General features: G+C 73.3%; 22 protein-coding genes. 14 read left to right on the top strand and 8 right to left on the bottom strand.

Annotated elements, in window-relative coordinates; genetic code table 11:
* Window positions 1-7: 7 nt before the first annotated feature.
* The 4 genes from chvE to ABZZ38_RS21235 form a co-directional block, all read right to left on the bottom strand.
* Window positions 8-1,120, bottom strand: coding sequence for a multiple monosaccharide ABC transporter substrate-binding protein (gene chvE / locus ABZZ38_RS21250; RefSeq protein WP_356742133.1), 1,113 nt, complete (start codon window positions 1,118-1,120; stop codon window positions 8-10).
* 3 nt (window positions 1,121-1,123) lie between these two features.
* On the bottom strand, window positions 1,124-2,092 hold the full coding sequence (locus ABZZ38_RS21245; protein ID WP_356742131.1) for a hypothetical protein: 969 nt from the start codon (window positions 2,090-2,092) through the stop codon (window positions 1,124-1,126).
* Between the two features lie 112 nt (window positions 2,093-2,204).
* Window positions 2,205-3,215: an alcohol dehydrogenase catalytic domain-containing protein gene (locus tag ABZZ38_RS21240; protein ID WP_356742230.1), complete on the bottom strand. Its 1,011-nt coding sequence runs from the start codon at window positions 3,213-3,215 to the stop codon at window positions 2,205-2,207.
* An 11-nt stretch (window positions 3,216-3,226) separates the two neighbouring features.
* A complete protein-coding gene (locus ABZZ38_RS21235; RefSeq protein ID WP_356742129.1) occupies window positions 3,227-4,381 on the bottom strand; it encodes a mandelate racemase/muconate lactonizing enzyme family protein in 1,155 nt (384 codons plus the stop codon).
* A gap of 189 nt (window positions 4,382-4,570) precedes the next feature.
* Between ABZZ38_RS21235 and ABZZ38_RS21230 the strand changes: the two genes are divergently transcribed.
* The 6 genes from ABZZ38_RS21230 (at window position 4,571) to ABZZ38_RS21205 (ending at window position 12,952) form a co-directional block, all read left to right on the top strand.
* Window positions 4,571-5,344: an IclR family transcriptional regulator gene (locus ABZZ38_RS21230; RefSeq protein ID WP_356742127.1), complete on the top strand. Its 774-nt coding sequence runs from the start codon at window positions 4,571-4,573 to the stop codon at window positions 5,342-5,344.
* Complete coding sequence (locus tag ABZZ38_RS21225; RefSeq protein WP_356742125.1) at window positions 5,341-6,195, top strand: SMP-30/gluconolactonase/LRE family protein; 855 nt, start codon at window positions 5,341-5,343, stop codon at window positions 6,193-6,195. Before ABZZ38_RS21230 ends, ABZZ38_RS21225 begins: the two co-directional genes overlap by 4 nt.
* 5 nt (window positions 6,196-6,200) lie before the next feature.
* Entirely contained in the window at window positions 6,201-6,746 is a 546-nt protein-coding gene (locus ABZZ38_RS21220) for a SigE family RNA polymerase sigma factor (RefSeq protein ID WP_356742123.1), read from the top strand.
* Entirely contained in the window at window positions 6,734-7,378 is a 645-nt protein-coding gene (locus ABZZ38_RS21215) for a hypothetical protein (protein ID WP_356742121.1), read from the top strand. The genes ABZZ38_RS21220 and ABZZ38_RS21215 overlap by 13 nt, the downstream gene beginning before the upstream one ends.
* A gap of 864 nt (window positions 7,379-8,242) precedes the next feature.
* Entirely contained in the window at window positions 8,243-9,604 is a 1,362-nt protein-coding gene (locus tag ABZZ38_RS21210; protein WP_356742119.1) for a N,N-dimethylformamidase beta subunit family domain-containing protein, read from the top strand.
* Window positions 9,605-9,682: 78 nt separating this feature from the next.
* On the top strand, window positions 9,683-12,952 hold the full coding sequence (locus ABZZ38_RS21205; protein WP_356742117.1) for a BTAD domain-containing putative transcriptional regulator: 3,270 nt from the start codon (window positions 9,683-9,685) through the stop codon (window positions 12,950-12,952).
* Window positions 12,953-12,964: 12 nt separating this feature from the next.
* Here the strand turns inward: ABZZ38_RS21205 and ABZZ38_RS21200 are convergent, their stop codons facing one another.
* Window positions 12,965-15,529, bottom strand: a complete 2,565-nt coding sequence (locus ABZZ38_RS21200; protein WP_356742226.1) for a glycoside hydrolase family 9 protein — start codon at window positions 15,527-15,529, stop codon at window positions 12,965-12,967.
* Between the two features lie 263 nt (window positions 15,530-15,792).
* Here ABZZ38_RS21200 and ABZZ38_RS21195 point away from each other — a divergent pair, with 263 nt between their 5' ends.
* Window positions 15,793-15,996 carry a hypothetical protein gene (locus ABZZ38_RS21195; protein WP_356742115.1) on the top strand — a complete coding sequence of 68 codons (204 nt, stop codon included), beginning with the start codon at window positions 15,793-15,795 and terminating at the stop codon, window positions 15,994-15,996.
* 584 nt (window positions 15,997-16,580) lie between these two features.
* Here the strand turns inward: ABZZ38_RS21195 and ABZZ38_RS21190 are convergent.
* Both ABZZ38_RS21190 and ABZZ38_RS21185 read right to left on the bottom strand, forming a co-directional pair.
* The gene (locus ABZZ38_RS21190) at window positions 16,581-17,564 is read right to left on the bottom strand and encodes an iron-containing redox enzyme family protein (protein ID WP_356742113.1); all 984 of its coding nucleotides are present in this window, start codon (window positions 17,562-17,564) and stop codon (window positions 16,581-16,583) included.
* Window positions 17,564-19,114, bottom strand: a complete 1,551-nt coding sequence (locus tag ABZZ38_RS21185) for an FAD-dependent oxidoreductase (protein ID WP_356742111.1) — start codon at window positions 19,112-19,114, stop codon at window positions 17,564-17,566. Before ABZZ38_RS21185 ends, ABZZ38_RS21190 begins: the two co-directional genes overlap by 1 nt.
* A 61-nt stretch (window positions 19,115-19,175) precedes the next feature.
* On the opposite strand from ABZZ38_RS21185, the gene ABZZ38_RS21180 reads away from it, so the two are divergent.
* From ABZZ38_RS21180 to ABZZ38_RS21150, 7 genes are all read left to right on the top strand, one after another.
* Window positions 19,176-19,835: a HemK2/MTQ2 family protein methyltransferase gene (locus ABZZ38_RS21180; protein ID WP_356742109.1), complete on the top strand. Its 660-nt coding sequence runs from the start codon at window positions 19,176-19,178 to the stop codon at window positions 19,833-19,835.
* Window positions 19,819-20,040 (top strand): CDGSH iron-sulfur domain-containing protein, encoded by a 222-nt coding sequence (locus ABZZ38_RS21175; protein ID WP_356742107.1) that lies wholly within the window; start codon window positions 19,819-19,821, stop codon window positions 20,038-20,040. Before ABZZ38_RS21180 ends, ABZZ38_RS21175 begins: the two co-directional genes overlap by 17 nt.
* Before the next feature lie 132 nt (window positions 20,041-20,172).
* The gene (locus tag ABZZ38_RS21170) at window positions 20,173-20,406 is read left to right on the top strand and encodes a DUF6480 family protein (RefSeq protein ID WP_356742105.1); all 234 of its coding nucleotides are present in this window, start codon (window positions 20,173-20,175) and stop codon (window positions 20,404-20,406) included.
* A 19-nt stretch (window positions 20,407-20,425) separates the two neighbouring features.
* The gene (locus tag ABZZ38_RS21165) at window positions 20,426-20,842 is read left to right on the top strand and encodes a CBS domain-containing protein (RefSeq protein ID WP_356742103.1); all 417 of its coding nucleotides are present in this window, start codon (window positions 20,426-20,428) and stop codon (window positions 20,840-20,842) included.
* Between the two features lie 97 nt (window positions 20,843-20,939).
* Window positions 20,940-21,884 carry an oxygenase MpaB family protein gene (locus tag ABZZ38_RS21160; protein WP_356742101.1) on the top strand — a complete coding sequence of 315 codons (945 nt, stop codon included), beginning with the start codon at window positions 20,940-20,942 and terminating at the stop codon, window positions 21,882-21,884.
* Entirely contained in the window at window positions 21,836-24,034 is a 2,199-nt protein-coding gene (locus ABZZ38_RS21155) for a tetratricopeptide repeat protein (protein WP_356742099.1), read from the top strand. Before ABZZ38_RS21160 ends, ABZZ38_RS21155 begins: the two co-directional genes overlap by 49 nt.
* 17 nt (window positions 24,035-24,051) lie before the next feature.
* Window positions 24,052-25,608, top strand: a complete 1,557-nt coding sequence (locus tag ABZZ38_RS21150) for an NAD(P)/FAD-dependent oxidoreductase (RefSeq protein WP_356742097.1) — start codon at window positions 24,052-24,054, stop codon at window positions 25,606-25,608.
* Window positions 25,609-25,678: 70 nt separating this feature from the next.
* On the opposite strand, the gene ABZZ38_RS21145 is transcribed toward ABZZ38_RS21150, so the two are convergent.
* Complete coding sequence (locus ABZZ38_RS21145; protein ID WP_356742094.1) at window positions 25,679-25,855, bottom strand: hypothetical protein; 177 nt, start codon at window positions 25,853-25,855, stop codon at window positions 25,679-25,681.
* Window positions 25,856-26,097: the final 242 nt, after the last annotated feature.

The raw sequence follows: 26,097 nt of genomic DNA, 5'->3' as shown, positions 1-26,097 counted from the left end.
GGGCCGGTCACTTCAGCTGCCCGGCGGTGAAGTAGCCCTCGCTGACGAGGAGCCGGGTGTTGGACCGGTCGATGCTGACCGGGTCCAGCAGGAAGGACGGCACGGTCTTCTTGCCGTTGTGGTAGTCCTTGGTGTTGTTGACCTCCGGTGTGCGGCCGTTCAGCACGGCGTCGCCCATTTCCACGGCCTGCGCGGCCAGCTTGCGGGTGTCCTTGAAGACGGTCTGGGTCTGCTCACCGCGAATGATCGACTTGACCGACGCCAGCTCCGCGTCCTGCCCGGTGACGACCGGCAGCGGCCGGTCCTTCGAGCCGTAACCGGCGCTCTTCAGCGCCGAGATGATCCCGATGGAGATGCCGTCGTACGGCGAGAGGACCGCGTCGATCCGCTCCTCGCCGTAGTTCTTGCTGATCAGGTCGTCCATCCGCTTCTGCGCGGTGCCGCCGTCCCAGCGCAGCGTGGTGGCCTGGTTCATCCGGGTCTGCTTGCTGCGCACCACGAGCTGACCGGTGTCCAGGTACGGCTTGAGCACCTTCATGGCGCCGTTCCAGAAGTACTTGGTGTTGTTGTCGTCCGGCGAACCGGCGAACAGCTCGATGTTGTACGCGTCGGACGCGCCCTTGGCGGGCTTGCCCAGCCTCAGCCTGTCGACGATGTAGCGGGCCTCCAGCTCGCCGACCCGCTCGTTGTCGAAGGAGGCGTAGTAGTCGACGTTCTCGGTGCCCATGATGAGGCGGTCGTACGAGATCACGGGGATGCCCGCGTCCTCGGCGCGCTGGAGCACCTCGGTGAGCGCGGCGCCGTCGATCGCGGCGATCACCAGCAGCTTCCGCCCCTTGGTGATCATGTTCTCGATCTGGGCGATCTGGTTCTCGACCTTGTCGTCGCCGTACTGCAGATCGGTCTCGTAACCGGCCTCGCGGAACTGCTTCGCCATGTTGCGGCCGTCGGCGATCCACCGCTCCGACGCCTTGGTGGGCATGGCCAGGCCGATGACGCCGCCCGTGCCGCCCTCCGGCTTGTACCGGCTGCCGCCCCGGGCCTCCTGGCCGCAGGCGGTGGCGGAAAGGGTGAGCAGCGCGGCGACCAGGACCGCGCCGGTGGTGCGGGGTATGCGCATGGGTCAGTGGCCTTCCGGGACGGGGAAACGCCGGAGCTCACCCGGCAGGCGCGAACCGAGCGGTGACATCCCGCCGTCCGCGCCGTGCCGGGCCAGCAGGTCGAGGACGAGCCGCCCGCGCCGCACCCGCTCGCGGGCGGTGGCGAGCGTGGTGTCCCGCAGCTGCGCGCCGTACGGGTAGATGCCGGGGGAGCGGCTCAGGCCGAACTTCAGGTAGAGCGGGGCGCCGCGCCGGATCAGCTCGGCCGCCTCGTACATCCGGATGTAGCCGCCGAGGTCGTCGGGCGCCTCGACGTACATGTCCATCGGCGCCCGGCTGACCCGGCGGATCTCGGTGAGGTGATCCAGGGTCAGGTCGGAGGGCACATTGACGGAGTCCGCGCCCAGCTGTTCGTACACGGCGTACGAGGCGGGGTTGACCGGACCGGTCAGCGCCGACAGCTTGAAGGTGGTGTCGGCCGGGAGCCGGCCCGCCGTGCGCAGCCGGTGCAGGGTCCACAGCACGCCCTCGTCCGCGACGAGCAGACAGCGCACGCCGAGCGCGGTGGCACGCAGGGCGTCCTCCACGCATCCGGCGAGCGCGTCGTGGCCGCGGGCGCGCAGCCCGGCGCCCCCCGAGTCGGTGCGGGTGCCCGCGCCGATGTCCCAGGTGCCGCGCGGGCCGGTGAACAGGCAGAGCTCGATGTCGCGTTCGGCGCAGGACTCCACCATCTCGGTGATCTCGGTGTCGGTGAGCATCCACACGCCGCTGCCCTGGCTGACGCGGTGGATCGGCACGTCCAGGCGGGAGCTCTCCTTGAGGACGACGGCGAGGGCCTCGGGGCCCTCGACCGAGGGGATCTCGGTACGCCAGGTACCCCCGTCGGGGAAGGCGTGCGGTGAGGCGTCGGCCGGGTCCACGGCGGGAGCCGGATGGCCGATCGCGGCGAGCGCGTCGGCGCCGGGGCGTCGGGGGAGGGACGGGGCGGTCACGGGACTCCTATGTTCGGTATGTCGGACACCATTCGGCGATTGGCGTGGCTGGGGTGCACGGCGGTACGAGGGCGGTCAGGACGCACCTCGTACCGCCGTACGGCGAAGGGGGCTACGGGCGCAGCAGCACCTTGCCCGTCTTCGGGTCGCCGCCGCCGACCAGGGCGACGGCCTCCGCGAACCGCTCCAGCGGGAACTCGTGGGTGATCAGCGGCGCCGTGTCCAGCAGCCCTAGCCCGAAGGCCCGTACCGCGTCCGACCAGGCCGAGGACGGGGCGCCGAAGACGCTGCGGATCTCCAGCTGGCTCAGCGACAGGTGGACCGGGTCGATCCCGGCGGCCCCGGGCGTGAACATCCCGGTCAGCACCACCCGCCCGCCCCGCCGGGCCAGCAGGCAGGACGCGGCGGCCGTCGACGGCGCCCCCGCCGTCTCCACCACCAGGTCGAAGCGGCCGCGCAGCGCCCGCGCCTCGTCCGGGGTCAGCGACTCGCCGGCCCCGAACCGCAGCGCCTGCTCACCGCGCGCCGACCGCGGATCGATCACCGCCAGCTCGGCGGGCGAGGAGGCGGCCAGCAATTGCACGGCGAGCAGCCCGAGCGTCCCGGCGCCCACCACCGCGATCCGTTCACCGGCGCGGGGCCGCCCGGTCCGTACCGCGGCGGCGATCACCGCGGCCGGCTCCAGCAGGGCCGCCGCCCGCAGATCGGCCTCGTCGTGCAGCGGGTGCAGCAGGCGCGCGGGCACCGTCACGTGGTCGGCGAACGCACCGGGTTCGGTGAACCCGGTCTCCGCGTACCCGCCGGTGCACAGGCTGGTCTCGCCGCACCGGCACCGCTCGCACATCCCGCACGCCCGGAACCCCTCGGCCACCGCTTTCCGGCCGGTCAGCGCCGGGTCCACGCCCTCGCCGACCTCCTCGACGGTCCCGGCCCACTCATGGCCCGGGATCACCGGGTACCGGACGTAGCCGGCGTCCCGGTGACCGTCGTACAGCTCGCGGTCGCTCATGCAGATCCCGGCCGCGGCGACCCGTACCAGGACCTCACCGGGGCCCGGACGCGGCACGTCCCGCTCCACGAGGCGGTGCGCCCCGGGGTGGTCGACGACCAGCGCCCGGCTCACTCGCGCGCCGCTCACTTGGGCGCCCGCTTCTCCCAGCCCTCGGCCCACAGGTCGAACCGGGCCTTCTGCTGCGGGAACTCGGCCGCCGCGTCCACGTCCAGCTCGACGCCGAGGCCCGGCGCGTGGGACACCTCGAAGCAGCCCGTCTCCGGGTCGACCCGCGGCGCGCCCTTGACGACCTTCTTGATCTCCGCGTCCGCGAAGTCGTTGAAGTGCTCCAGGATCTTGAAGTTCGGGGTGCAGGCCGCCAGTTGCAGGGAGGCCGCGGTCAGGACGGAGCCGCCGACGTTGTGCGGCGCGACGAGCATGTAGTGCGTCTCGGCCGTCGCCGCCAGCTTCCGCGTCTCGAGGATGCCGCCGATGTGCCCGAGGTCCGGCTGGATGATGTCGGCCGCCTGCGACTCGAACAGCTCGCGGAACTCGATCCGGTCGTGGATCCGCTCGCCCGTCGCGACCGGCAGGTCGACCTTCTCGGCGACCTTCTTGAGCGCCTTCAGGTTCTCCGGCGGCACCGGCTCCTCCAGCCAGGCCGGGGCGAACGGCGCCATCTCCTTGGCCAGCCGGACCGCCGTGGCCGGGCTGAACCGCCCGTGCATCTCCAGCATCAGCTCGGCGTCCGGCCCGATCGCGTCCCGCACCGCCTCGATCAGGGAGACCGCGTACCGCGTCTGCTCCGCGTCCAGCTCGAAGTGCCCGGTGCCGAACGGGTCGATCTTAAGCGCCCGGTAACCCCGCTCCACCACTCCCTGCGCGGCCTTGTGGTACGCCTCGGGGGTGCGCTCGGTCGTGTACCAGCCGTTGGCGTACGCCTTGACCCGGTCCGTCACCTTGCCGCCGAGCAGCTGCCAGACCGGCACGCCCAGGGCCTTGCCCTTGATGTCCCAGCAGGCCATCTCGACGACCGCGATCCCCGACATGACGATCTCACCGGCCCGGCCGTAGTCGCCGAACTTCATCCGGCGGACGAGGTCCTCGACCGCGAAGGGGTCGGAGCCGGCGATGTGGTTGGCCTCGGCCTCCCGGAGGTAGCCGATCAGCGCGTCCGTGTGGCCCAGCATGCGGGTCTCGCCGACGCCGGTCAGGCCTTCGTCGGTGTGGACGAGCACATAGGTCAGATTGCGCCAGGGTGTCCCGACGACATGAGTGCTGATTCCGGTGATGCGCACGGCAGTTGCCCCTCGAGTCTGTTCGGTATTTCGTCACACGTTCGAAATCTTGGCGTGACCGTAATCAGCTACCCGGAGAGTGTCAATGGGTGGCGCACGGCCGTTGCCCGGCGAAGTGTGCTGCGGTTAGCCTGTGTTCGTCATACCGGTCATGCGCCGGAGTTTCGAACGATGAGGTGGGTGGCCGGTATGGGTCGTCTTGTCCCCGCGGTGACCAGGGCGCTCGACATCCTGGAGCTCTTCCTGGACGGCGACGGAACGCTCTCCGCGCCCGAGGTCACGCGCAAGCTCCAGCTGCCCCGCACCACCGTGCACGAGCTGCTCACCACCCTCGCCGCCCGCTCCTACCTGGTGCCCGCACCCGACCAGCCCGGCCGGTACCGCCTCGGGGTGCGCACCTACCAGCTCGGCAGCCGGTACGCCGAACAGCTCGACCTCGCCGCCGAGGGCCGGCGCGTCGCCGGCGACGTCGCCGAGACCTGCGACGAGACCGTCCATGTCGCGATCCTGGAGGACACGGACGTCATCTACATCGCCAAGGTCGACTCCACGCACGCCGTCCGCATGGTCTCCGCCGCCGGGCGCAGGCTCCCCGCCCACTGCACCTCCGTCGGCAAGATGCTCCTCGCCTCCCTCCCCACCGACGAGCTGGACCGCCGCATCGCCGGCCGCGAACTGGTCGCCATGACGCCCAACAGCCTCACCGACCCCGACGAGCTGCGCGCCGCGCTCGCCGCCATCCGCGAGCGCGGCATCGCCACCGAACACCGGGAGTCCAACCCGGACGTCAGCTGCGTCGCCGCCCCCGTACGCGACAGCGCGGGCCGGGTCGTGGCCGCCCTGTCCATCTCCGTCCCCATGATCCGGTGGAGCGAGCAGCGCGAAGCCGAACTCGCCGAACTCGCCGCCAAGGGCGCCCACGACCTCTCCGTCAGCCTCGGCCACCGCGGCGGCGCCCGGTGAACCCCGCGCACCGCCTCGACGTCGCCGTGCGGGAGCGCGCCGAGCTGGGGGAGGGTCCCACCTGGGACGCGGCGCGGGGACGGCTCGTCTGGGTGGACATCCTCGGCTCGCGCGTCCACACCTACGAACCGGGCAGCGGCCAGCGCACGGTCATGCTCACCGCGCAGCACGTCGGTGCCGCCAAGCCGCGCGCGGGTGGCGGACTCGTCGTCAACCTCCGGGACGGCGTCGGACTGTACGACGAGGGGGGCGCGTTCCGCTGGCTCGTGCGCGAACCGGTGGCCGGACGGCGCGGCAACGACGCGGCCGTCGCACCCGACGGGGCGCTGTGGGCGGGCACCATGCGCTACGACGAGGCGAGCGGCGGCGGCACCCTCTCCCGTATCGCCCCCGACGGCACCGTCACGCCCGTCTTCCCGGAGGTGTCGGTCTCCAACGGCACCGGCTGGAGCCCGGACGGCACCCTCATGTACTACATCGACTCCCCGACCCGCCGGATCGACGTCTGCCGCGTCGACGGCGCCGGGGTTCCGCAGCGAGCGCCGCTGGTCACGGTGGAGCGCGGCGCCGGCTTCCCGGACGGGCTGACCGTCGACGCCGACGGCTGTGTGTGGGTCGCCCTCTGGGACGGCGGGGAGGTCCGCCGCTACACGCCGGACGGCACGCTCGACAAGCGCGTCACGCTGCCCGTACGCCGCCCCACCGCCTGCGCCTTCGGTGGCCCCCGACTGCGCGACCTCTACATCACGACCGCCCGCACCGGTCTGACCCGGCCCCACCCCCTGTCCGGGTCGCTGCTGGTCCTGCCGGAGGCGGGGGCGGGCCTGCCGGGCACGCCCTTCGGGGGCTGACGGGCATGGGGCCGCGCACCGCCCAAGACCCCGCGGCGGAGTTCCACGAGTTCTTCGAGCTGCACTACGCCGAACTGGCCCGCCTCGCCCACCTGCTGACCGGCGAGGCCGACGCCGCCGACGACCTCGCCGCCGACGCGCTGCTCGCCCTCTGGCACCGCTGGGACCGGGTCCGCGCCGCCGACCACCCCGCCGCCTACGCGCGCGGCGTCGTCGCCAACCTGGCCCGCAGCCGCATCCGCAGCGCCGTCCGCGAGCGCCGCCGCATCGCCCTGTTCTGGTCGCAGCGCGGCGAACACACCGACGAACCCGACGTACCCGCCGTCGTCGACGTCCAGGGCGCCCTGCGCCGGCTGCCGTTCCGCAAACGCGCCTGCGTCGTCCTGCGTCACGCCTTCGACCTCTCCGAACGGGACACCGCCCTCACCCTGGGCATCTCGGTCGGTACGGTGAAGAGCCAGACGTCCAGGGCCATGGCCCAGCTGGAGCAGATGCTCGGCAGCCGCGCGGCGTCGCACCTGGTGGGAGGGAGGGAACAGTGGACGAGCTGAAGCACCGCCTGCGTCAGGCGGCCCACGCCCACCAGCCCGACCGCGCCCGCATCCTCGCGCGGGTCGAACGCGGCATGGCCGCCGCCGCTCCCGCCGCCGCGTACCGCCCGGCCGCGGGCCGGCCCTGGCCGCGGGTCGCGGGTGCCCTCACCGCGGTCGCCGCCGTTCTGCTCATCGGCGGCCACATGACCGCCGCGATGCTCCACGACCACGCCCCGGCGCGTACGGTGAGCACCCCCTCGGCCGCCGAGCGCCTGCGCGCGGACGGCGTCGTCGACCCCCACTCCAACCGCTTCTGGGCGCAGAACAACCTCACCCTGCGCAACAACCGCCCGCTCACCTCCCTCACCGTCGCCCTCCGGATCGTCCGCACCGCGGGCGTGGCGAGCACCGGGCACTGGCGCACCCTGCCCGAAGCGGACTTCACCGTCTCGGTGCGCCAGGAGAACGGCCGCCTCGTCTACACCTGGACGCTCAGGCCCGGCCGCACCGTCCCGCCCGGCCGGCACGTCTTCGCCGCCCAGTACAACCACGCCGAGGGCGGACGCGACGCCCACGGCGACCGCTACACCGTCACGGCCACGACCAGGGACGGCCGGGAGGCCACCGTACGCGGGGACTTCGTCCCGTAGCCGCGCCGGGACCGGCCCGGACACCTCCCTCGCGGGCGTCGACACCAAACTGCGGGGACACCGCGCCCCTGCGCGACAACCGCGTCCACGGTGACAGCACCCGGAGGATCAAGCCGTGCGTGCGCCGCACCGGCAACAACACGGGTGCCGAGCCCGTCCAGACGAGCAGCGGCCCCGACGGAACGTACTGCCGCTGCACGGCATCGGACATCACCCACCAGTAGCCGCACCCCCGACCGGCCGCCGGGCGGACCCCCTCCGCCCCGGCGGCCGTCTGCGTTTCCGAGGCAGGAGTGCGGAATTCCTTGTTCCAGAATTTCCCTGTGATCCGAATCACGAGAAGAGGTGGAACGTGTGAATGCGTTTCACCGTCTTACGGGAAACATAATTCGCGCATTTTGACGTAGTTGTACCTTCCTGGTAATTTCTTCGACAATGCGCCCGGGGGTGTGCACAATGAATGCGCAGGGGGGTGCGGTGGCGTCGTGCCGGACTGGGAACGTGTTCGCGCGGACGCGCGCATCACCCTGCTGACCTGCTGTTCAGTGCCCGGTGCGGTCGACTCGTAGGCATCGTGAAGCGCGATGACAGCCGCCGACGGAAAGTAATGGATTTTCCCGTGGCGCATGTCGTCCGCCGTTTTCCGGTGCTTCTGCAAGCAGGGGGGAATTCATTATGTCGGGACCGTCGCGCCGCGCGATACTGGGATTGGCCGGAGCCGGAGCGATCGGCGTCGCCGCCCATGCCTGCGTGAACCGGCCACTGCCCGGGGCGCCGGCCCTCACCGGGCCCGACGCGGCGCCCGCCACGGCAGCACCGAAGGCCTCGTCTCCCTCCCGCTCCATGGCGGAGGAGAACCGGCACGTGAGCGTGGAGGACAGGCGCGTCGGCGCCAGCCGTCCCCGGTGGTCCGGCGACCGGGCCGGCCACATCCAGGGATACGCCTCCGCCACATCCGTCGGCCACGGAGAAGTCATCGACTTCCACGTCTCCGTGCACAGGCCGCAGGGCTACCGGATCGAGATCTTCCGCATCGGGTACTACGGCGGCCACGGCGCCCGGCTCCGCGCCGTCAGCGAACGCCTCCAGGGCAGAACACGCGCGATACCCACCGCACATCCCACGACCGGCCTCATCGCCTGCCGCTGGCCGGTCTCCTGGAGTCTGCGCATCCCCTCCGACTGGATGTCCGGCCTCTACCTGGCCGTCCTCACCTCCGACGAGGGCTACAGCAGCAGGGTCCCGTTCGTGGTGCGTGAGCCGCAGCGCCCCTCCGACATCCTGTGCGTGCTGCCCTTCACCACCTACCAGGCGTACAACATGTGGCCCAAGGACGGGCGAACGGGCAAGAACCTCTACCGGGGATACGCGGCACGGAACAAGATCGGCGGCGCCGACGAGCGGGCGTACAAGGTCTCCTTCGACCGGCCCTACACCAAGGCCGGCTCCCCCAACTGGCTGGAACTGGACACGAGTTTCATCCGCTGGGCCGAGCAGGCCGGCCGGGACGTGACCTACGCGAGCAGCCTCGACCTCGAACAAGGCACCGTCGACACGACCAGGTACCGGGCGATCTTCTTCCCCGGCCATGACGAGTACTGGTCCAAACCGATGCTCGACTCCGCGCACAAGGCCGTCGCCGCCGGGACGCACCTCGCCTTCCTCGCGTCGAACAACGTCTACTTCCACGTCCGCATGGAGCCGTCCGCCGCCGGCCGCGACAACCGGGTCATGGCCTGCTACAAGTCCGCGCCCGACCCGGCACCCGACGCCTCCGGCCGCACCGCCCGCTGGCGCGAACTCGGCCCCGACCGCCGACAGGCCGAACAGTCCCTGCTCGGCATCCAGTTCAACGGCATCGTGGCCGCCCCCGCCCCGCTGGTCGTCAAGGAGGCCGACCACTGGCTCTGGGCCGGCACCGGGCTGCGCGACGGCGACACCCTGCCGGGCATGGTCGGGGTCGAGGCCGACAGCTACGACCCCACGGCCCCCAGCCCGCCCGGCGCCCGGCGCACCCTGCTGGCCGAGTCGCCGTACGTGGACAACCGCCCCGGACTGCTCCTCCCGCCCCTTCAGCACACCGCGCTCACCGAGTACCCGAACGGCGCCATGGTGTTCGTCGCGGGCACCTTCCACTGGGCGCTGGCCCTGGCGGACAAGGACTACCTGAACCGGCATGTGCAGAAGGCGACCGCCAACCTCGTCGACCGGATGCTGCGGCGCTAGAGGTATTGCCCTGTGAGGTCGGGAAGCGGCCCCGGGCAGCCCGCCACGGTCCACCGGCCCGGGGGAGACAATGACCGGATGATCCACGGCTACCGCGTCCTCGGCGCCACCCAGGCCCTCCGCCCCGACGGCACCGAGGCCCCGCTCGGGGGGCCCCGGCTGCGGGCGCTCCTCACCGCGCTCGCGGCCGCCGCCGGGCGGACCGTCCCCGTCACCGAGCTCACCGCGCAGCTGTGGCCGGGGCCCCCGGCCGGCGACCCGCCGGCCGACGGAACGGCGGCTCTGCAAGCCCTCGTCGGGCGGCTGCGCCGGACGCTCGGCCGGGACGCCGTCGTCTCCGCACCCGGTGGGTACCGGCTCGCCGCCCGCCCCGAGGACATCGACCTGTTCCGGTTCGAGCGGCTCGCCTCCGAAGGCACCGCCGCGCTCGCCGCCGGGGACCCGGCCACCGCGGCGCGCCTGCTCGACGAGGCGCTCGGCCTGTGGCGCGGGCCCGCGCTGGCCGACCTGCCCGCCCGCGACGTCGACCCCCTCGCCATACGGGCCGAGCTGCGGCACACCGAGGCGCGTCACGCCCGCCTCGCCGCCGTAGTCGCCCTCGGCCGCCCGCAGGACGCCCTGTCCGGGCTCGCCGCACTGGCCGCGGACCGCCCCCTGGACGAACCCCTGGCCGCCCTGCGGATCCGGGCGCTGCGCGCCGCCGGACGCCCGGCCGAGGCCCTCCAGGCCTACGAGGAGGCGCGGGCAGGCCTCGCCGAGCGGCTCGGCACGGACCCCGGCCCGGAGCTGCGCGCCCTCCACGCCGAGCTGCTGGCCGGCGCCGAGGAACCGGCGCGCGGGCCCGGGCGGGCCGCACCGGGCAATCTGCGGGCGCGTCTCACCTCCTTCGTCGGCCGTGACACCGAACTGGCCTCCCTCGCCGGCGACCTGCGCCGGCACCGGCTCGTCACCCTGCTCGGGGCGGGCGGCGTTGGCAAGACCCGCCTCGCGCTGGAGGCCGCCGACGAGGTGAGGGACCAGTGGCCCGACGGCGTATGGGTCACCGAACTCGCCGCCGTACGCGACGAGGACGGCGTACCCGAGACCGCACTGACCGCACTCGGGGCGCGCGCCCCGCTCCGGTGGACGGCCGACGCGGCGGCCCGTGACCCGCTCGCCCACCTCGTCGAACACTGCGGCCGGCGCCGGCTCCTCCTCGTCCTCGACAACTGCGAGCACGTCATCGGCGCCGCCGCCCGCCTCGCCGACACCGTCCTCACCGCCTGTCCCGGTGTCACCGTGCTCGCCACCAGCCGCGAACCGCTCGGCGTGCCCGGCGAGGTCGTACGCCCGGTCGAACCGCTGCCCCAGGACGCGGCGCTGCGGCTGCTCGCCCAGCGCGGCGCGTCCGCCCACCCCGGCTTCGACGTGGCGGACGACCCCGAGGCGTGCGCCGAGATGTGCCGCCGCCTCGACGGACTGCCCCTGGCCATCGAGCTGGCCGCCGCCCGGCTCCGCGCCCTCACCCCCCGCCAGATCGCCGACCGCCTCGATGACCGTTTCCGCCTCCTCACCAGCGGCAGCCGCACCGCGCTGCCCCGCCAGCAGACCCTCCGCGCCGTCGTCGACTGGTCCTGGGACCTCCTCGACGAGACCGAGCGGGCGGTGCTGCGGCGCCTCGCCGTCTTCTCCGGCGGCTGCACCCTCGCGCAGGCCGAGCAGGTCTGCGCCGAACCGGACACCCTCGAACGCCTGACCTCACTGGTCGACAAATCCCTCGTCGTCGCCGCCCCCTCGGCCACCGGCGCCATGCGGTACCGGCTCCTGGAGACCGTCGCCGACTACGCCGCCGGCCGGCTCGCCGAGGCCGGCGAACAGGAGGCCACCGCCCGCCGCCACCTCGTCGCCCACCGCGAGCTGGCCCGCGCCGGCGATCACGAGCTGCGCGGCCCCCGCCAGACCGCGTGGCTGCGCACTCTTGAGACCGAGCTCGACAACGTGCACGCCGCCCTGCGCACCGCCGTCGAGCTCGGCGAGGAACAGGAGGGGATGTGCCTGGCCCTGTCCATGAACTGGTTCTGGCAACTGCGCGGCCACCACACGGACGCCGCCACCTGGTCGGCGGCGGTCGCCGCGCTCGGCCCCGACCCGTTCCGGCCACCACCGGGACAGGACCCGCGCCCCGCCGTGCCGATGACCGGGCGGTGCACCGACACGCCACCGCCGTGGGACGACGAAACACTGTGGGAGGCCCGGCGCGGCGTGCGGCTCCTCGCCTTCGCCGGCGACGGCAGCCAGGGAACGGCCGCGCTGGAGAAACCCGAGAACCGCGCCTACCTGCGGGCCATCGCCGACGCCTACCGCCCCGGCATGCCGCAGAACAGCCGCCAACCCGGCGCCATGTGGTTCTTCGTCCGCATGCTGCTGGGGGAGTTCCACGGCCTCGCCGACACCATGGAGGCCACCGTGGCCTGCTGCCGGGCCCACGGCGACGACGTGGACCTCGGCTTCGCCCTGCTCATGCGGACCAAGCTGCTGCGGACCGACGAAGCCGACGCCGGCGAGGCGCTCGCCCTGTTCCGGGCGGCCGGGGACCGGTGGGGCATCGCCGAATCGCTCTGCGCGCGCGGCGAGGCCCACGAACGGGCCGGCCGGTACGCCGAGGCGGCCGAGGACTTCGAACGGGCGCTGGCGAGCGCCCGGCGGATCGGCGCACACAGCCAGGCCACGATCTTCAGGGCCCGCCTGGCGTCCGTACGGTTCCGCAGCGCCACCGGCGAGGAACAGCGCGAGGGTGCCGAACGCATGCTGGTGGACGCCGCGCGGGACGCGGCGGAGTTCAACGTCGAGGCCGTCAGCACCGCCTGGCTGCTCCTCGTCCAGCACTACGGCCGCACCGGCCGCACCGGCCTCGCCCGGCACCGACTGGAGCTCATCGAGCGCGGGCTCCCGCCGGACACGGCGGAGATGTTCACCGGGATGCTCCTGGGCCTGCACGCCTGGCTGGACTGCCTCGACGGCGACGAGGCACGCGCCAGGGAACGCCTCGCGGACGCCGTGCGCCGACTGGAGACCCTGGCGTACCTGGTCGCCCCGCACATGATCCTCAGCCAGTTCCCCACCGCCGCGTGGGCCATGGCCCACGGGGGCGACCCGCACGACGGCGCACGGCTCCTCGGCACGTACGACCGGCACGTCGGCGGACCGGCGGGCTCGGGCTTCCGTCAACTGCCGGTGGACGCCGAGGCCGAGGTCAGGGACCGCGCCGAGAGGGAGCTGCGCGCCGTCCTCGACGACGCCTCCTACGCCCGCGCCCACGCCGAAGGCGGCGCCCTCACCGTGAGGGAGGCCGCCGCCCTCGTACGCTGACGCGAACGCTCCCTACCGGGGCGGAGCCGTCGCGCAGGCCCGGCCGTTCAGCCGGAAGACCCGCGGGTCGTGCGCCGGTCCACCGGACTGCCCGTTGAAGCCGAAGCGCACGGTGGCACCGGGCTCCAGGCGGGCGTTCCAGCTCAGCGCCCCGGCCGTGACGTACGGGCCGCTCTGGGTGACGGAGGCGCTCCACGGGCCGGTCACGCGCTGCGTGTCGCCGAACGTCCACGTCAGCTGCCACGGGTCGAAGGCCCGGCTGCCGGTGTTCTTCACCGCGACCTGGCTGCTGAAGCCGCCGTCCCACCGAGTGGAGGTGTAGCTCACCTCACAGACCGTCTCGCGGTCCGCGCCGCCGCCCAGGTCGTCCACGTAGGCGGCGACCCAGGCGAGCGGAGCGTTCCAGTTGATGGTGATCTCGTTGGTCGACCACGACTCGATGTGGTCGATGTAGCACATCGCGGGGGCGCAGCCCTTCAGCTTGTCCTGCGCCACCGGGTCCTGGATGGCGTCGTTCGGGCCGCCGGCCAGCGAGCCCGGCGCGGGGTTGGGCAGCGAGGGGTCGAGCTGGTGGGCCCAGAACCGGTGGTGCTGGTTGCGCGAATCCCGCTCGCCGTATCCGGTGACGTACGACTGGTTCAGCGGGTTGCGGCCCAGCAGGTAGTCGAACCCGCGCAGCACGGCGTCGCGGTAGACCGTCCTGCCGGTCAGATCGTGGGCCGTGCCCAGGACCACCATGTTGTTGGCGACCTGACTGTTCGAGCCCCACACGTAGTGGCCGTCGGGCGGGGCGTAGGGAAGGCCGTACGAGGTCCTGGCGGAGTCGGCCGCGTAGCCGTCCGCCGCCCGCGTGACCATGCTCCGCACCGTCCTGAGCTGGTCGGCGGTCAGCTTGCCGGGCACGGTCGCCAGGTCGAGCGCGCCCAGACCCGCCACCGACCCCCACGACATGCCACCGCGCGGGAAGACCGCGTCGGTGTCGCCGTGCAGCGGGGAGCGCAGCACCTCCTGGCGGTAGACGTCCTGCCCGGTGGTGAGGAACAGCTCGGCCGCCGCCCAGTAGAACTCGTCGCGCACGTCGTCGTCGGGGTACGCGCCGCCGCCCGTGCCGTCGTCCGGATCGGCCAGGACGTCCGGGTGGGCCTTGGCCGCGTTCCACGCGGTCACCGCCGCGGTACGGCACCGGGCCGCGAACGCCGCGTCGTAGGGCGCGAAGAGGCGGGCGCACTGCGCGGCGGTGGCGGCCACGTTGAGGGTGGCCGCGGTGGACGGCGGGTGCAGCTCACGGGGTTGCGGGTCGGTGTGCGGGGGAGTCGGCAGGCCGGTCCACGCCTTGTCGTGGAGCTTGTGGTGCACCATGCCGGCCAGCGGTTCGCCCTGCGGCACCTGCATCCGCATCAGGAAGTCGAGCTCCCAGCGGGCCTCGTCGAGGATGTCGGGAAGCGCGTTGCCGTGCTCGGGAAGCCGCAGCGCCCCGTCCCCGAGGGGAGCGGCGTCCGCGTGCTCCTCGGTCAGCGTCCGCTCGAACAGGGACATCAACTGGGCGACGGAGATGCCTCCGTTGACGACGTACTTCCCGTGGTCACCGGCGTCGTACCAGCCACCGGCCGCGTCGAGGCGGTAGTCGCACACGCCCGGTTGGCACGGCACGTCGTTGTCGCCCTGATTGGGGCTCACGTTGATGTGGCCGGCGGGGCGGGCGTACCGCTCACCGACGATGTCCGCGTCGATCTCGATGCCGCTGCGGTTGTGGTAGAAGTACGCGAGCGCGTCGGTGCGCAGGTCCGAGTAGAGGTCGTCGCCAATCTCGAACGGCTCGCTCCGCCACTCCCCGACCGTGACGGTGTACCCCTCGCCGGGGGTCGTCACCGTGCTGAAGTCGAAGGTGTGGACGGGCTGCCGCGAGGTGGGGTCCACCCCGGCCGGGGTCGTCGTGCCACCGGCCCGCCGCGTCCCGTCGGCCGCGTGCAGCGTCCACGTCAGCGGCGCGGTCGCCTCGGTCACCACGGTGCCGTTCTTGGGGCCCTGGGTGAGGTAACCGACCTGGTTGACCCGGACCGGCGAGCCCGTGTCCGGCTCGTACGGGGGCGGTGCGGCGCCGCCGCGCAGGGAGACGTCGTCGAGGCAGAAGGTGAACGCCTCCTCGCTGCCACCGATCTGGAAGGCGAGCTGGGCGGCGTCGTGGTCGGCCGCCGCCGTGAACGCGTGCGTGACGCGCTCACCACTCGCGTCGATCCGCTGCGCCACGGACAACTCGGTCGTCCAGGGCTCCGTCGCCATCTGCACGTTCGTGCGGATCGTGACCGGCACGGTGGACGTCGCCGTGTAGCTGAGCGTGTATCCCTCACCGGCGGTGAGGGACAGGCCGTTCTGCCCGACGATGGCGTCCCACGGGTTGGCGGTGCCCGCCGGGACATCGGCGCACAGGCGTCCGTCCACGGCGGCGCCCGAGAGGTTGGCGGTCCACCACCAGGGGGCGGTACCGGAGGCGAAGTCGCCGTTGACGATGAGTTCCGGTGCCTCGTCGGCCGGGGCGGCGGCGGTGGCCTGGACGGGAGCGACCAGTGCCCCGGCCAGGAGGACGGCGAGGGCCGTGGCGCCGCGTCGTGCGCGTCTGTGCGGTTGGGGAAGGGACACGCTTCATTCCTCGGGGAGTAGGGGGAGTGAGGTACGAGGTGGGAAATGGGAGCGCTCCCAATGTCGGGGTCGGACGGTTCATCGTCAAGACGTTCGACAAGGATCCCCGGCCGTCGCGCGACCGGGCCGCGATCGCCCGGTGTAGGGGATGCGATCGGGGTACCCGGCGACGACAATGACTCCAGGACGAACAAGGAGGCGGCATGAACGCTGAGCCCGATTCGACCTCCCGGCGGGAACGCGTCACGCCGGACCGCCTGCTGCACAGCGGCGCCGAAAGTGACGACTACACCGCCGAAGACCTGGTGCTCGCCTCGGGACGCGACGTGAATCCCAAGAACCTGGCCTGGGCCGAGCGCCGACTGGCGGAGAAGGGCAAGGCCGCCCTCGACGAGCTGCTCCCCTGACCGACCCGACTTCCACCACGGGCCGCGCGACCGCCTCCCGCCCCGGGAACCGACCGCGCGGCCCGCTCTCATGCGCCGCGCCGAGGACTCCGGCGCCCCCGGGAGCCGGCGTCCCCGGCGCGCATCCAAGGGGGATCATGCCGAGGGTGCGCTGCGCTACCGGCTCTCGGCGACGGAACCGCTCCCGCCGCCGCGGCCGGCCCGTGTCCAGCCCACACGGCCGGGGACGGCCCACCCACCAGGCGTGGTTGGCTCCCGTGTCACTCGGCTCCGTACGGCTGTGACGGGCCCAGCCCGTTCAGCGCGGGTGTGACGGACCGGGCCGAGCCCGTTCAGCGCGGGTGACGGACCGGGCCTGGCTCCGCGCGGGTGTGACGGACCGGGCCGAGCCCGGCTCCGCGCGGGTGTGACGGACCGGGCCTGGCTCCGCGAGCGTGACCGGCCGGCTCCGCGACGTCCCCCGGCGCCGGGCGTCACGCCCCGGTGGGCGGGCGGCGGAGCGTATCTCCGCCTTCCCGCCCCGGATCGTGGGCACCGCGCCCCGGCTCGGACGGCGCACCCCGGCCCGCGGGGGCGCCGTCCGCTCACCCCTCCGTCAGGGGGCGCCGCAGTGACGTGCGGCCCGCGTCCCAGGCCGACACGACCTGGTCCGCCCAGCGGTCGTCCAGCCATACCGTCGCCCGGATCCCGAAGGACACGTCCGCCGCCAGTTCCGGCTCCCTGGAAAGCAGGTCACCGAGGACGTACCGGCGCATCACCTGTTCGTGGACCGCGTCCGCCTCGATGTGCTCGGTGAAGAACCGGACGCACCGCTCCTCGGCGCCGAGCCGCTCCAGCGCCTTCGCCATCCGCCGGGCGCCCGGCGGCGAGGTGATCTCCAGCACCGCGAAGTTCCCCGCCGCCGCGCCCCGCAGGGCACGGTGCAGTCCGAACAGCGACATCACGTTCACCGTGGCCAGGGTGCTCGCGGGCGCCAGGTCGAGGTAGCGCCCGTACGAGGAGTCCAGGCCCGCCCCGTCCATGAGATCCGCGAACAGCCGCGCGTGCACCCGCTCGCCGTGACCGCCGCCGAACTCGTCGAACGCCACGGCCACCAGCGACGCCTTCGCCTGCCCCTCCAGCCGCGGGATCAGCCACGCCTGTGGATCGGACTCCTTGAGCTGGTAGAGCGACCGGTGGACCAGGTACTCCCGCATCAGGTCCCAGTCGCCCTCGTCCATCAGCCGGTGCGACACGCCGTGCCCGTCCACCGGCTCCACCAGCAGCGGCTCCAGGGCCGCGTCCACGTCGGCGTCCGCCGGTACCGCCTCGCGCAGCGCCGCCAGGAACGCCTCCTCCATGGGGCGGCGCAGCCCCAGCAGCGCCGGGTCCCACTCCCGCTCGTCGGCGACGCCCTCCAGCGCGCGGTAGTGCGGTTCGTACGAGAGGTACAGCGCGAGCTGGAGGTCCTCACCGAGCGGGTCGGCGCCCGCCACGGTGACCTCCGGCGCCGTCACCGCGCCCAGCAGTACGTCGCGCACGGCGGCCGACAGCGGGCCGCGCGCCTCCGGCAGGGGGGCCGGTGCCATCAGTTGTCCTCCTCCAGTTCGGCCTGCTCCAGCGGGCGCAGGGCCGGCCCCTGCACCACCTTCCCGTCGACGTCGAAACGCGAGCCGTGGCACGGGCACTCCCAGGCGCGCTCCTCGTCGTTGAAGTGCACGATGCACCCCAGGTGCGTACAGCGGGCGGACACCGCGTGCAGTGCCCCCGCCGCGTCCCGGTGCACCGCGAGCCGCCGCCCTCCGATCCGTACCACCGCGCCGCCGCCCGGCTGGATGTCGGCCGTCGAGTCGGCGTGCGCGCCCGGCAGCCGGTCGCCGATGAAGTGCTTGCCCACCTGCGCCTGGAGCCGCAGCATCGCGGGCGCCTCACGCACCGGGTGCAGCCGCACCGGGTCGTACAGGCTCGTCCAGGCGGGTTCACGACCCCGGATGCGCGCCGCAAGCAGCTCGCCCGCCATGATCCCGTTGCTCATGCCCCAGCCGGCGAACCCGGCGGCCACGTACGCGTGCCGGGAGCCCGCGTGCAGCCGCCCCACGTACGGGACCCGGTCGGTCGAGGAATTGTCCTGCGTAGCCCACCGGTGCGTGAGCTCCACGTCCGGGAACCGCTCCCGCGCCCACGAGGCGAGCTTCTCGAACCGCTTGCCGACCTCGCCCTCGCCCTCCTTCCCCGGGGTGAACTGCTCGCCGGTGACGATCAGCATCCGGCGCCCCTCGCCGTACGGGGCCGTCCGCACCGAACGCGTACCGCCCTCGGGCGTCAGGAACATGCCCCCGGGGTCCCGCTCGGCCGGGATCGGCCCGGCGACCACCAGCTCCCGCTTGGGTTCCAGCCGGGTGAACAGCAGCGACCGGTCGAAGACCGGGTAGTGCGTGGCCACGACGACGTCACGGGCCCTGACCGTGTGTCCGCCGCTGGTGGCCAGCTCGCACGGCGAGCCTTCCTGGAGCCGCGTCACCCGGGTCCGTTCGAAGATCCGCCCGCCCAGCCTCTCCAGGTCGGCGGCCAGCGCCAGCAGGTACTTGCGCGGATGGAACTGCGCCTGGTTCTCCACCTTGACCGCGCCCGCCACCGGGAACGGCAGCGGCACCTCGGTCTCGTACGAGGCGGCCAACCCCGCCGCCCGTGCCGCGTCGGCCTCCGCGCGCATCTTGTCCGCCATGGCCGGATCCTCGGTGTACGTGTACGCCGGCAGCCGCTCCAGGTCGCAGTCGATGCCCAGCTCCTCGGACACCTCCGCCACACGGTCCACGGCGATCTGCTGCGAGTGCGCGTACAGCCGGGCGCCGCGCGCCCCGTGCACGGACTGGATCTCCGCATAGGCCATGCCGTGCAGCGCCGACAGCTTCGCCGTCGTGTGCCCGGTCACCCCGGACGCGATCCGGTCCGCCTCCAGCAGCACCACCGGATGCCCCGCGCGCGCCACCTCCCACGCCGTGCAGAGCCCCGCGATGCCGCCTCCCACCACGGCCACCTCGGTCTCCACGGACTCGTCCAGAGCGGGGCGCGCGGGCCCCGGCGCGTACTCCATCCACAGGGAGCCGAGACCGGAACCGGAACCGGGGACGTACGTCATCGCTCACTCCTCACACAAGATCACTCCGTTTCACCGGAGACCACCGAGGTACCCGTTACACATGCAGCTACTCAGACCGCGCGGCGTGTACGCGCCCCAGGAGGACACGGAACTGCTCGCGCGGGCCCTCCGCAGCGAATTGCGTACCCTGCATCTCCCGCACCACGCCGAAGTGCTCGACGTGGGAACCGGAACCGGTGCGCTGGCGCTGCTGGCGGCCGAGTGGCCGACGGCGCGGGTGACCGCGGTGGACATCTCCTGGCGGGCCGTGCTCGCCGCGCGGTACAACGCCTGGCGCCTCGGATTGCCCGTGCGGGTCTTCCACGGAGACCTGACCGGGCCCGTCGCCGACCGGCGCTTTGACCTGATCCTGTCCAACCCTCCCTATGTCCGCTCGCCCCGCGGTGACGACGGCGCGGACAGCCACACGTGGCACGCGGGGGCCGACGGGCGTGTCGTCCTCGACCGGCTGTGCGCCGAGGCGCCGAAACTGCTGCGCGAGGGGGGAGTCCTCCTCCTGGTGCAGTCCGTGCTGTCCGGCGTCGCCCCGACGCTGGAGCAGCTCACCGACAACGGGCTGAGCGCGCGGGTGGCGCTCCGCACCATGATCCCCTTCGGACCCGTGATGGAACGGCACGCGCCGTGGCTGGAGCGGCACGGAGTGATACGACCCGGACAACGGAAGGAAGAGCTGGTGGTGATCCGTGCCCAGCGAAGCTGAACTCCCACGTGAGCAGGGGTGCGAACCCGTACGCCTCGTCATCGACCCCGAAGGTCCCATGCTGGTCGAAGGACCGGTCGAGATCGAGCTGCCGGACGGTGGCACCGCATCCTCCGACCGCTTCCTGGTCGCCGTCTGCACCTGTCGGCGCAGCCGCCGCTACCCGTGGTGCGACACGAGTCACCGGCGCAGGACGCGTGAGTGAACCGCGCGCGTGGAGGAGCGACCACGCGAGGGAACACGGAACGCGAAGGAACGCCTTCCGGAGATCGAACGGCTGCGGGAACGCGCGGCCCGCCGCGTGAATGAAACGCCCAGGACTGCGCACTCGTACGCCATGACGCACATGAACCCGGACCCCGATCCGGACCGGACCCCCGGCCTCGACGCCGGCGGCGGTGTTCCGCCCGGCGAGACACCCCCCGCGGAGTCGAGCATGTCCGGGGCCCTCCCGAGGGAGACGCACAACCCGCCGACCGGCTGGGCGAAGGCCCCGCTGGCCATCATCCTGCTCATCGTCGTGCTCGTGGCGGCGCTGTTCGGCGCGATGGCGCTGATGATCGTACTGTGAGGCGGGAGGAAACCGGCACATGACCACCGCACGTCAGCTGATGACCAGGGGCGTCGACTGCGTCGGCGAGGGCGACACGCTGCTGCAGGCCGCCGAGATGATGAGGCAACTCGGCGTCGGCGCCATGCCGATCTGCGGCCATGACGACCGGCTGAAGGGCATGCTGACGGACCGCGACATCGTCGTGAAGGCCCTCGGGGCGGGCAAGGACCCGGCCTCCACCACGGCGGGCGACCTCGCCCAGGGCGAGGTGGTGTACGTGGACGCCGACGACGACGCGCAGCTGGTGCTGCGCAGGATGTCCGCGCACAAGGTGCGCCGGCTGCCGGTGATCGAGGACCACCGGCTGGTGGGCATGATCGCCCAGGCGGACGTCGCCCGCGCCCTCCCGCACCCCCAGGTCGGTGACCTCCTCACGGCCCTCTCCACCGACTGACCCCTTGGCCCGTCCCGCCGGCCGGGCAGGCGCCCACGTCACGCCGAATCCCGCCCCGACCGGCGCCCGCTGCCGTCTCCGGCGGTACCGTCGAACCGTGCGCACAACCACGAGCGACAGCGGCGGCGCGGACCCCGGGCTCTTCGGACCCGACTCGGTGACCTGGCAGGTGCACAGCGACCCCATGATGTGGATCGCCGGCGTCCGCGCCCTCCAGCTCCAGGCCCTCCATCCCCGCGCCGTGCGCGGCGTGATGATCAACAGCACGTTCATGGACGACGCGTGGGGCCGGCTGATGCGCACCGCCGGCTTCGTCGGCACCGTCACATACGGCACCACCGAAGCCGCCGAGCAGGCCGGCGCCCGCGTCCGCAGGATCCACCGGCTGCTCGGCGTCGACGACCCCGAGCTCCTGCTGTGGGTGCACTGCGCCGAGATCGACTCGTACCTCCAGGTTGCACGCCGTTCGGGCATCCCCGTCAGCGACGCCCAGGCCGACCGGTACGTCGCCGAACACCGCGAAGGCGCCCGCCTCGTGGGCCTCGACCCCGCCCGCGTGCCCGGCTCCACCGATCAGCTCGCCGCCTACTTCGAGGGCATCCGACCGGACCTCACCGCCGGCGACGACGCCCGCGCGGTCGACGCGTTCCTGCGCCGCCCGCCGGTCCCGGCCCCGCTCGTCCCGGCCCGCGCCCTGGTGTGGCGGCGCGTGGCGGCACTGGCGTACGACGCGCTGCCGCCCTGGGCCCACGAGGTGTACGGAACACCCGCGCCGGACCCCGGAACCGTCACCCGCCGACTGACCGCGACCGGCAACCTGCTGCGCTGCGTTCCCTCCCGTATCCGCTGGCGACTACCGCCCCGGCACATCCTCAAAGCCATCGACAGACTGGGCCCCGACACCCGCCCGGCCCCGTACGAACTCCGCAGACAGGCCGCCATACTGGACGGGCCGGGGAGGGCATGGCGAGTCGACGGGGGCGATGACACGCGATGGGGGACACCAGGCTGCTCCAAGGCCGGTACCGACTCCACGAGTTGATCGGGCGCGGCGGCATGGGAGAGGTGTGGCGCGCCACCGACGAGTCACTGGGCCGCCGTGTCGCGGTCAAGTGCCTCAAGCCGCTCGGGCCGCAGCGCGACGAGGGCTTCACGCGCGTCCTGCGCGAGCGCTTCCGCCGCGAGGCGCGCGTCGCGGCGGCGCTCCAGCACCGCGGCGTGACCGTGGTGCACGACTTCGGCGAGTGGGACGGGCTGCTCTACCTCGTCATGGAGCTCCTCGACGGCCGCAACCTCAGCCAGGTGCTGGAGGACCACACCCCCCGCCCGCTGCCCGTGCACGACGTCGTCGACATCGCCGCGCAGGTCGCCGAGGCCCTCGCCCACACGCATCGGCAGGGCATCGTCCACCGCGACCTCAAACCCGCCAACATCATGCGGCTGACCGACGGCACGGTGAAGATCTGCGACTTCGGCATCGCCCGCCTCGGCGGGGACATCGGCTTCACCTCCCGCCTCACCGGCACCGGCATCGCCATGGGGACGCCGCACTACATGTCGCCCGAGCAGATCAGCGGCAACCAGGTCGACCACCGCAGCGACCTGTACTCGCTGGGCTGCGTGCTGTACGAAATCGCCACCGGCGTCCCGCCGTTCGACCTGGACGACGCCTGGGCGATCCTGATCGGCCACCGGGACACGCCGCCCGAGCCGCCGCGCCGGCACCGGCCGGAACTGCCGGTGTTCTTCGAGCGGCTCGTCCTCGACCTGCTCGCGAAGACGCCCGGGGACCGCCCGCCGGACGCCGCCGACCTGTGCCGTCGCATCACCGGCGCCCGAGCGGTCACCGTGCCGGTCCCGTCCCGCGAAACCCCCACGGTCCCCACGCCGAACGCGTCCCTCGCGCCGAACCCGTCGAGCGCGCCCCACGACGCGTCGGGCGTGTCGTACGAGGTGTGCGGCGCGTACGCGCCCGCCCCGCGCCTGCCGTCCTGGGCCCGGGGCATGACCACCGGCCCCAAGGCCGTCGGCGTCGGCACCCTGCGCTCCACGCCGCCCGACCCGGCCGCCGGCCTCAGCGGGGAGTGGACCACCGCCGCGCGGGCCGGCGCCCGCCCGGCCCCACCCAGCGGCGCCGGGCGCTCCCGCCGGACGGAGCGGCCCACACCGCCGCCCGGGCTGCTCGCCGACCTCGCCGACCTCGCCGGCCGGCACGACGCCGGCCTCGGCCTCGCCGGGCTCGGCCGCTGGGAGGAGGCGTACGCCGTGCACCGCGCGGTCGCCGCCGAGCGTGAACGCCTCCTCGGCCCCGACCACCCCGACACCCTCGCGGCCACCCGGGAGACGGCGTACGCCCTGGGCCGGCTGGGCCGCCACGTCGAGGCCCACCGGGTGTACGCCGGCGTGCTCACCGCCCGCGAGCGCACCGTGGGCGCCGACCACCCCGACACTCTGCGCTGCCGCCACGACCTCGCCCTCAACCTCGGCAGACAGGGACGGTTCGAGGAGTCGTACCGGATGGCGGCCGACGTGGCCGGGGCCCGCGCCCTGCTGCTCGGCCCCGAGCACCCGGACACCCTGGCCACCCGCCACGAAGTGGCGTACGCCCTCGGCATGCTGGGCCGGTGGGACGAGGCGCTGGAGATCCACCGCGACGTCGCGGCGGCGCGCGCCCACGCGCTCGGACCCCACCACCCCGACACGCTCGCCGCCCGCTACGAGGTGGGCATCGGGCTCGGCCGCCTCGGCCGCACCCACGAGGCCCTGGAGCTGTACCGCGACCTCGTCGACGCCCGCACCCGGGCGCACGGCCCGGACGACCCGGAGACCCTGCGCGCCCGGCACGGCCTCGGCGTCAGCCTCGGCCGGCTCGCCCGCTGGGACGAGGCCCTCGCCGAGGCGCGGGAGGTGTGCGCGATCCGCGAGCGCGTGCTGGGACCCGACCACCCCGACACCCTCGTCAGCTGCCGCGAGGTCGCCGTCGCCCTGGGCTGGCTGGGCCGCTGGTCCGAGGCGCTCGCCGGGTACCGGCGGGTGGCCGCCGCCCGTGAACGGGTGCTCGGCTCCGGCCACCCGGACGCCCTGGCCGGCCGCAACGACGAGGCCCACTGCCTGGAGCGGCTCGGCCGTCACGCCGAGGCCGTCGGGCTGTACCGCCGGGTCGCCGTCCTGAAGCAGCGGGGCGGGCGGTGAGGGTGCTACGAAGGACCATGACCGCACCGCGCTCCTACGACGCCGTCATCGTCGGCGGCGGCCACAACGGACTGGTCGCCGCCGCCTACCTGGCCCGCGCCGGACGCACCGTCCTCCTTCTGGAGCGGCTCCCGGCCACCGGCGGGGCCGCCGTCTCGACCCGGCCCTTCACCGGGGTCGACGCCAGGCTCTCGCGCTACTCCTACCTCGTGTCCCTGCTGCCACTGAAGATCGTGCGCGAGCTGGGCCTGCGGTTCACCGTCCGCAGGCGCACCGTCTCCTCCTACACGCCCACCGTGCGCGACGGCCGCGCGGCCGGCCTCCTCGTGGGCGGGCCCCGCACCCGTGACGCCTTCGCGGCGCTCACCGGCTCCGACACCGAGTACACGGCCTGGCAGCGGTTCCACGCGATGACCGGTCATGTCGCCGCACGCGTCTTCCCCACCCTCACCGAACCCTTGCCCACCCGTGAGGCGCTGCGCGCCCGGATCGCGGACGACGAGGCGTGGCGCATGCTGTTCGAGGAGCCCGTCGGCGTCGCGATCGAGGAGCACTTCCGGGACGACCTCGTACGGGGGGTGGTCCTCACCGACGCGCTCATCGGCACCTTCGCCGACGCCCACGACCCGTCGCTCGTCCAGAACCGCTGCTTCCTCCACCACGTGATCGGCGGCGGCACCGGCGACTGGAACGTACCGGTCGGCGGCATGGGCGCCCTCACCGACGCCCTCGCCGACGCGGCGCGCGCGGCCGGAGCGGAGATCGTCACCGGGCACGAGGCGACACGGATCGACACCGACGGTCACACCGCCGAGGTCACGTTCCGCACGGGGGACACGGAAGGCGCCGTCGCCGCCCGCCATGTCCTCGTCGGCGCCTCACCCCACGCCCTGGCCGGCCTGCTGGGCGAACCGGCCCCACCGCCCGCCGAGGGCGCCCAGCTCAAGGTCAACATGCTCCTCACCCGGCTGCCCCGGCTGACGGACCGCTCCGTCGACCCGCACGACGCCTTCGCGGGCACGTTCCACATCTCCGAGGGGTACGGGCAGCTGGCGGCGGCGTACGCGGAGGCTGCGGCCGGGCGGCTGCCGAGCGCCCCGCCCTCCGAGATCTACTGCCACTCCCTGACCGACCCGTCCATCCTCGGGCCCGACCTCGCCGCCCGCGGCTGCCACACGCTGACCCTGTTCGGTTTGCACACCCCGGCGCGGCTGTTCACCGCCGACAACGACGCCGTGCGGGCCGCCCTGCTGACGGCCACCCTCGCCGAACTCGACCAGTACCTCGAAGAACCGATCGCCGACTGCCTCGCCCTCGACGCGGACGGCCGTCCCTGCGTCGAGGCGAGGACGCCGCTCGACCTGGAACGGGACCTGGGGCTGCCGGGCGGTCACATCTTCCACCGCGACCTGGCCTTCCCGTACGCCACCGAGGAGGCCGGTTCGCCGGTCGGCCGATGGGGAGTGGGGACGGCACACCCCAACGTGCTGCTGTGCGGGGCGGGCGCGGTGCGGGGCGGTGGTGTGAGCGGCGTTCCCGGCCACAACGCGGCGATGGCGGTGCTGGACCGCTGACCGGCGGCAGCCGTACACGCGTGTGGACGGGCACCGGGAAGGCGCCCGTCCACACGCGTGTACCGGCCCGTCAGCCCAGGTGGGCGTACCCGCCGTCGAAGTGGCCCACGTGGACGCTGCCGGCCTTGACCTTGTAGCCCTGCAGCCAGCCGAGGTCGACGTCGCCGCCGCCCGCCGCTGCCGGTCCGGCGGAGAGGAAGCAGGCGGCCGTCACACCGGCCAGGATCACTGAGATGCGCCGAAGCATGGGTTTCTCCTTTGAGTGAGGGACTCGGCACGACTGTTCACCAGCCGTCGGCACATCGCACGCCGGGGCGCGCGCCCGGGTGGTGGCGGGACGGTGACGGCGATGACCGGGGGTGACTCATGGGTGAGGGGAGGGAGACACCGCCGCGTGGGCGCCGATCCGAACCGGAACACAACTGCGCCGCGATCGGCGTTCCTTGCACTCCCTAGGCTGTCTCGCGTCGTGATGTCCACCGAACGAGG

Source organism: Streptomyces sp. NPDC006368 (assembly GCF_040612535.1).
Classification (GTDB): Bacteria; Actinomycetota; Actinomycetes; order Streptomycetales; family Streptomycetaceae; genus Streptomyces.
This window is presented reverse-complemented; position numbering and strand designations above follow the sequence as displayed.